Source organism: Rhodopirellula maiorica SM1 (genome assembly GCF_000346295.1).
Taxonomy (GTDB): domain Bacteria; phylum Planctomycetota; class Planctomycetia; order Pirellulales; family Pirellulaceae; genus Novipirellula; species Novipirellula maiorica.
The window spans coordinates 1-5881 of record NZ_ANOG01000114.1 but is presented as its reverse complement, the minus strand read 5'-3'; the positions used below and the strand labels follow the sequence as shown (position 1 = coordinate 5881).

4 protein-coding genes are annotated in these 5881 nt (G+C 54.3%); all 4 read right to left on the bottom strand.

From position 1 onward, the window contains the following. Positions 1 to 50: 50 nt before the first annotated feature. Positions 51 to 2051, bottom strand: coding sequence for a YHYH protein (locus tag RMSM_RS03360; protein ID WP_236621988.1), 2001 nt, complete (start codon positions 2049 to 2051; stop codon positions 51 to 53). Between the two features lie 141 nt (positions 2052 to 2192). Beyond that, entirely contained in the window at positions 2193 to 3716 is a 1524-nt protein-coding gene (locus RMSM_RS03355) for a purple acid phosphatase family protein (protein WP_236621987.1), read from the bottom strand. An 88-nt stretch (positions 3717 to 3804) separates the two neighbouring features. Then, positions 3805 to 4629 carry a hypothetical protein gene (locus RMSM_RS03350; protein WP_008691550.1) on the bottom strand — a complete coding sequence of 275 codons (825 nt, stop codon included), beginning with the start codon at positions 4627 to 4629 and terminating at the stop codon, positions 3805 to 3807. Between the two features lie 193 nt (positions 4630 to 4822). Then, complete coding sequence (locus RMSM_RS03345; protein ID WP_236621986.1) at positions 4823 to 5371, bottom strand: RNA polymerase sigma factor; 549 nt, start codon at positions 5369 to 5371, stop codon at positions 4823 to 4825. Positions 5372 to 5881: the final 510 nt, after the last annotated feature.

Sequence of the window (5881 nt, the reverse complement as noted above, 5' to 3'; positions counted from 1 at the left end):
AGTCCTGACACCTTTTGAATTCAGCGGGATTAGCAATGGGCTTAGCGGCTTCATTGCTTTCGCCGTGAAGCCTCCATTTCTTCCGGCGTGATTTTTCCGTCACGGTTGGCGTCCATCTTGGCAAACATTCGCTCTGCGTTTCCGACGGCTTCGGTTCGAGTCAAAATGCCGTCACCATCGCGATCGATTTCCTTGGAATGCCCTGTCAAGAAGCCGCCCATTGCACTGCGCGATCCGCCACGCACGTTCAATTCCGATTCGCTCAGCTTGCCATCGTTGTTGATGTCGTAGCCAGCGAACGCTTTGGTCGCTTCGCCGACGATTTCGTTGTGACTGATAATTTTATCACTATCAAGGTCGATCTCATCGGCGTGTACAAGAATCCACGGTTGACGCGGCCCATCGCCGGGCTGGGGACCGCGTGGACCGTCAGTCTGACTTTGTCGACCGTTGCCTTGCGGGCCACCTCGCCCCTGTCGATTCTCCGGCGGACGATCGCCTTGGGCACGATTCCCTTGTCCGCGTCCGCCTCCGGTGCCACGAAGTTCTTCGCCGGAGATTTGTCCATCATTGTTTTTGTCCAGTGCTAGAAGAGCGGCTGCCGCCTTCTGTATCTCCGCTTTGTCGAGGACGCCGTCACCGTTGGCATCAAGTGCTCGAAGAACGAGCTTGCCACCTCCGCCCTGTCGCTGACCGCCATCTTGTCCTTGACTACCACCCTGACGCTGTCCCCCGCCTTGACCTTGCTCTCCGCCACGACGCTGACCTCCACGTTCTTTCGGCCGACCACCTTCTCCGTCTCCACCATCCTGCTGGCGTGGTGTATAGGTTTCGGTCGTCGTACCTTGCTGCGAAACAAAGTTGAATGTTGCTGAACCGTCATCGGCGACTGTGTATTTGATTGACCGTTTAACGCCGTTGACGTCGTAGAGCACGATATAACTACCTGGTTTTGGGTTTTCAAAACCGTTGATCTTGGCACCCTTGAGTCCTGTCAGTGATGGTCGCAAAGGCCGAGCCCTTGGCTGCGGATCAATCTGCCCATCACGTTCGACGACCTCGCCATAAAAGCCACCATTCAAATAGGGATACGTCCTCGTTGCGTGATAGTGGTACTTTCCGTCGGCCCCTTCGTGGCCATTCAGCCAATCGAGATCCGCCGGAGGCTTGCCGTTGGGGTCGTTGTAGCCGTAGATCGGATAGCCATCCAAAGCGACGGCCACGGGATTGCCCGCTCCAACGATCTTCTCCAGATGAACCGGAGCGATATGATAGTGGTAGTCGTCGGCTCGACCACAGTGCCCACCCCACCGGTCAAGTTCACCTGCTTTCAACGTATCGCTCTTCCCATCGTTCTTGATCGGATTGAAGATCGGTATGCCGTTGGCTGCAACCGCAATCGCCCCTCGAAAGAAATGCTCTTTCGTTGACATCGGATTCTTTGCCGGCACCGAGTGCAACGGAATCCGATACGCATTGTCGCCGGTGTACGGTTGCGGCAACGGCACTTGTTGTTGCCATGCCGTGATGCCAATCATCATCGGATGATCCGGCATTCCGTTGGATTCCACGAACAGATAGTTCTTGTCAAATCGAACGTTGACTGACGTGGCGAAAGGCTCAAACACTTTGGCCAATTCGGGAGAGACTGTTTCCGCCGTGTCTTGGAAAACAACGAATTGATGTTTCGGCGGCTCGGTGTTGAGTTGAACTATTTTCTTCTTCGTTTCGGTTGACGGTGCGTGTGAATGGCCGTCGTGAGCATAGGCAATACTTGACTGTAATCCAGCTGCGACCAAGTAGACCGTAACGCTCAAGCACCAACGCCGAAGGTGTTTCACAACATAGCTCGGAGTCGCGCAGCGCACCCCGGGTAAAGATACAATGGTCGACATCAACCCCAGCGGGGTTGGACAATCGCCGACACCTACACCGGCGGCCGCTCGGTGGTCGAGGCGGTTTGCACCACGCGGCACCGTGTTTTTTTGTTGGACGGCTTTGCGGTCTATAATTCCCGCCTCACACCATACTTTGACAGGAACATTCTTCATCAGTCAATCTCTCGTTCAGGACTAAGTTCACATTGTGTTTTCGACAAGGACTCGGCAACCGTATCCCACGGGAAGCAGGATCGCGTGAACGGATGCATGTGTATCTTGCCGGTGTCTGCAGTATCCAAAAATGCCCGGCGATTATTGTTGGTGGTCTAGTGTTGAGATCGACGAGCGGTACGTTTGGGAGTGACCGTTGTCGAATCCCGTTGGGGTTCCAATCCGTGTTTTGTCTTGTTTCACGGGGATCGCTCCGCGACCCCGATCTTTGTTGTTGGACAGCATGTACGAGTAGGTCACATCGCCGTTGCGATTCCGCCCACGTTCAGCTGCCGGAAGATACGTTCGGACGTAATCCACGCGAGCGGAATCTCCGTCGACGCGAACACGGACATGCCCGCTGCTGCCTTGGATATCACCGCTGAGATAACCGTAGTCTTGCGCACTCTTTGTACCGGAGCGTGGATGGCCTGGCTGCGGCACGAGTTGATAGACGATGCCGTCGAGGTCTTGCTTGATAAACATGTGGTCGTGGCCGTGAAAGACAACGTCGACTCCATGATCAACCAATAGTTGGTGAATGGGTTTCGACCAATTCGGTCGCTTCTGCTTGAATTCGTCTTCGCCGGCTTCGTTCTTCCCACCCCACTCCCACAACGGCGCTGCTTCGAGCCCGCCTCGGTTGTTCCGATCGCTGCCGCCAACCAAGTGGTGAAGGAAAACAAATCGCAATGGGGCATCACTCCGCTGGAGAGATTTCTTGAGCCACTGGTACTGATGTTCGCCCAACGTCCAGTTCCAGTTATCGACTTGTCCGCCTCGGTTCCGCACGGTCGTATGACGAAACGGATCGAGCACAATGAATTGACAGTTGCCCCACTCGAATTCGTAGTAGTTTTCAGGCAGCTCTACTTCGGCCTCACGATGCTCGTTCCCAGAAAAGAATTCGTTCGGAAAAGGATTTGGCAGAAAGCGTTTGCGAGTCGTTGTGGCCCAAACGTTCGAGCCGCGGTTGCCGGATTCGCCGTCATGGTTTCCCAAGGCAAAGTACAACGCAGCGGAATGACATAAGTGACCAAGGTAGTACCGCTGTGCAAGGTATTGCGGCTGTGAAAGTTCAGGCTTTACATACTTGCCCGTCATGAACGTATCACCGAGCGCGAAATGGAAGTCTGGCTGATCGGCCAACGCATTTTCTAGCGTTTGCAAATAAACTTCGCCGCTGGTGTTCTCATCCAAGTGCGAATCCGCCTGCACAGTAAATTCAAAAGAACTGTCCGGAGATCGCTGCGTGTGAAACGTGTACTCGTCACTCTGCAACGTTTCGTCGTCGTCCTTGTATACGAGCCGATAGAAGTAGCGAGTGTCCTTGTCGAGCGAATCGATGACAAAGTCGAAAGGCTGCCCAGCCCGTAGATCCTGAGCTTTCGTCTGCTTAGAAAGCTTGCCCGACTGATCGCTGTAGTCCAGATGAGCGGTCACGTCACTATGCACCAGCACGCGAACAGTGCCGCTGCAGTCAGTTAGTCGTCCGACGACAATATTGAAGGGGTGGTCGGGCACATTGTTCACCGCTGGTGGCGACGTGTATCCGCCGAGTCGGCTGCCGGCTCCTCCACGCTGTTTCCCGTTTTGTGCGACCGCGTTGCCTGAAGCGAGCAACATCAACGCGATGGCAATGACAGAACTCCTGACAACCAAACCGATGGGTCGCAGAAACATACATGCTGAGTGGAGACTTACGTACCAAATGCTATTCACTTACGACTCTCCGTCCGGATTCGTGATGTGATTCATGAGAAAAGAATTGGGAAGCCAAGTCAGACTGGTCAATCAGTTCCAACATCACACTCTTCGGGCCACCTCCGCCACGCGGAAGTCCATCGAGTAGCATCCTGTAAACCGTGCCGTTGTCAGAATCAAACCAAATCTCAACCCGTTTGGGGCCTCGCACATCACGCGACTTACGAACGCCAATCAACTGCGAAAGAGCCGTTCCATCGATTGCGTCTGCACGTTCGTCGCCCAATTCGATTTGGTAACCGGTCCGCAACTGCGACAAGTGAGCGTGAATGTTGAGAAACGGGATGTCCTGCTGCCCGCCCGGCAGTCCGCCACGAAAACGATTAAGGTCTGTGCTGGTGTGGACCGGTCCGTTTTCACGCATCGCCCAGCTTTGCTGTCCATCGTAACTCGACGTCCGCTTCTCTCCGGTATTTAGCATCACCGTCATTACGTATTGATTGGCTCCACGAACATACAATGTCGCCCCGTCAATTTGCTCTTCTGCTTCGCGACCCCAAGCTTCCTGAGACAACTTTCGCGGACGCTTGTCACGCGAGTATTCCTCAACGACGCTAACCGCATAGGTACGATCTAGTGGCTTGGCGGCGGCTTCAACCACTTTCTCAAGGGAAGCCATCGCCGCAGAAACGCTTTGATGGGGACCGAACACAGCGATCATCACCATCACTGCGGCAGCCATCGTCAACGCGGACGTCAGAATCGCAAATCGGCGACGTCCGTGCCGTTCATGCGGTGGTGCAATGCTCGCAGACTCTGAATCAATCCGCTGCATGACGGCGTTAACTCTATCGGCGTCCTGCGCCTCGTCGCGGCTACCGATATCAGTCAGTAGTCCATGGATCAGCAGCGATTCGGCAATGACCTCGCTCGCTTCACTAGCAGAAGTGTCGTTTTCGCTTGACGGTTACTCCTCCGCATCGTCCAACCAGCGGGAGAGCAAATCGTTGATTCTGTCGTTCATGATGTCACCTCTGAAGTGGACAAGACCCCTTCGTTTTCAGGCACTTAGCCAGCATTGTGCGACCACGTTGGATCCGTTTCTTGCACGCTTCCAACGTCATATCGAATCGTTCTGCAACGTCAGCGACCGACAGACGGTCAAAGTACTTGCCCGTGATGACGCCCTTTTGCTTTTCGGGCAGTTCGTCGATGCAGGCATGCAACGCCGCCACTTTGTCGTCCCACGTGTCACCCGCCAGCAGATTGATGTTTTCAAAATGCCGATCGACGACGTTGAGAACGGCCTCCTGCAGCACGATTGGGGCTGTTTTCTGCTTCCGGTACTGTGCCAACACTAGCTTGGAGGCGATACCTCTGAGCCACGGACCGAAGGGGCGATTAAGATCACACTCATCTAGCCGCCGCCAAGCCACAACCATCGTTTCCTGAAACAGGTCATCCACCGACGCCTCATCGCGGACAAGACTACGCAGGTAAACCATCAGCATCCGCGAATTTTCGCGGACCAAAATCTCGAACAGGTTTCGTGCTTTTGTGTCCGAAATCGCGTCCAAATGTGGCTTCCTGTAGTTTGCTGGCACCCATACTGTCGCCTACGAGCCATTTGGGGACAAAGATTCCGGGAGATTTGTCGAGAATTCTGCTTCCCAGACCTGCATCGGTGAATCCCAACGCCTGCACGAACAGTCGTTCTTTCGATGCGTCGGTCTGATGGACGTCAAAGAGCCCCAAGCATCCAACGGAATTTGGAAGTTGAGTGCTTACCTCGCACTTTTTGTTGTTCAAGCTCAGTCTTAGAAACGATGCCGTCGCAAATGGCGATCCCGCTGGTCTACAAACTCTTGGCATTCTTAGCTCCTGTTGCTGCAGTCTGCATCGCCGCGGAAATGCTGATATTCACTGCCCTACATTACTACTCCGGAGAATCGACCTATGGTCCAATGACTTAATGGAGCGTGGTCGCCGTGATTAGCGGCTTCATCGCATACGGGCGTTTAGAATTGGTGAGGTGTAGCAATGATTTCCGACATCGAAACGTACTTTGAGAAAGGGTGTGGGCGCTG

Bases quoted from the DNA above. Each gene is read 5' to 3' on its own strand.
- RMSM_RS03355 (WP_236621987.1), bottom strand. From the start codon at position 3,716: ATGTTGCTCGCTTCAGGCAACGCGGTCGCACAAAACGGGAAACAGCGT.
- RMSM_RS03350 (WP_008691550.1), bottom strand. From the start codon at position 4,629: ATGCAGCGGATTGATTCAGAGTCTGCGAGCATTGCACCACCGCATGAA.
- RMSM_RS03360 (WP_236621988.1), bottom strand. From the start codon at position 2,051: ATGAAGAATGTTCCTGTCAAAGTATGGTGTGAGGCGGGAATTATAGAC.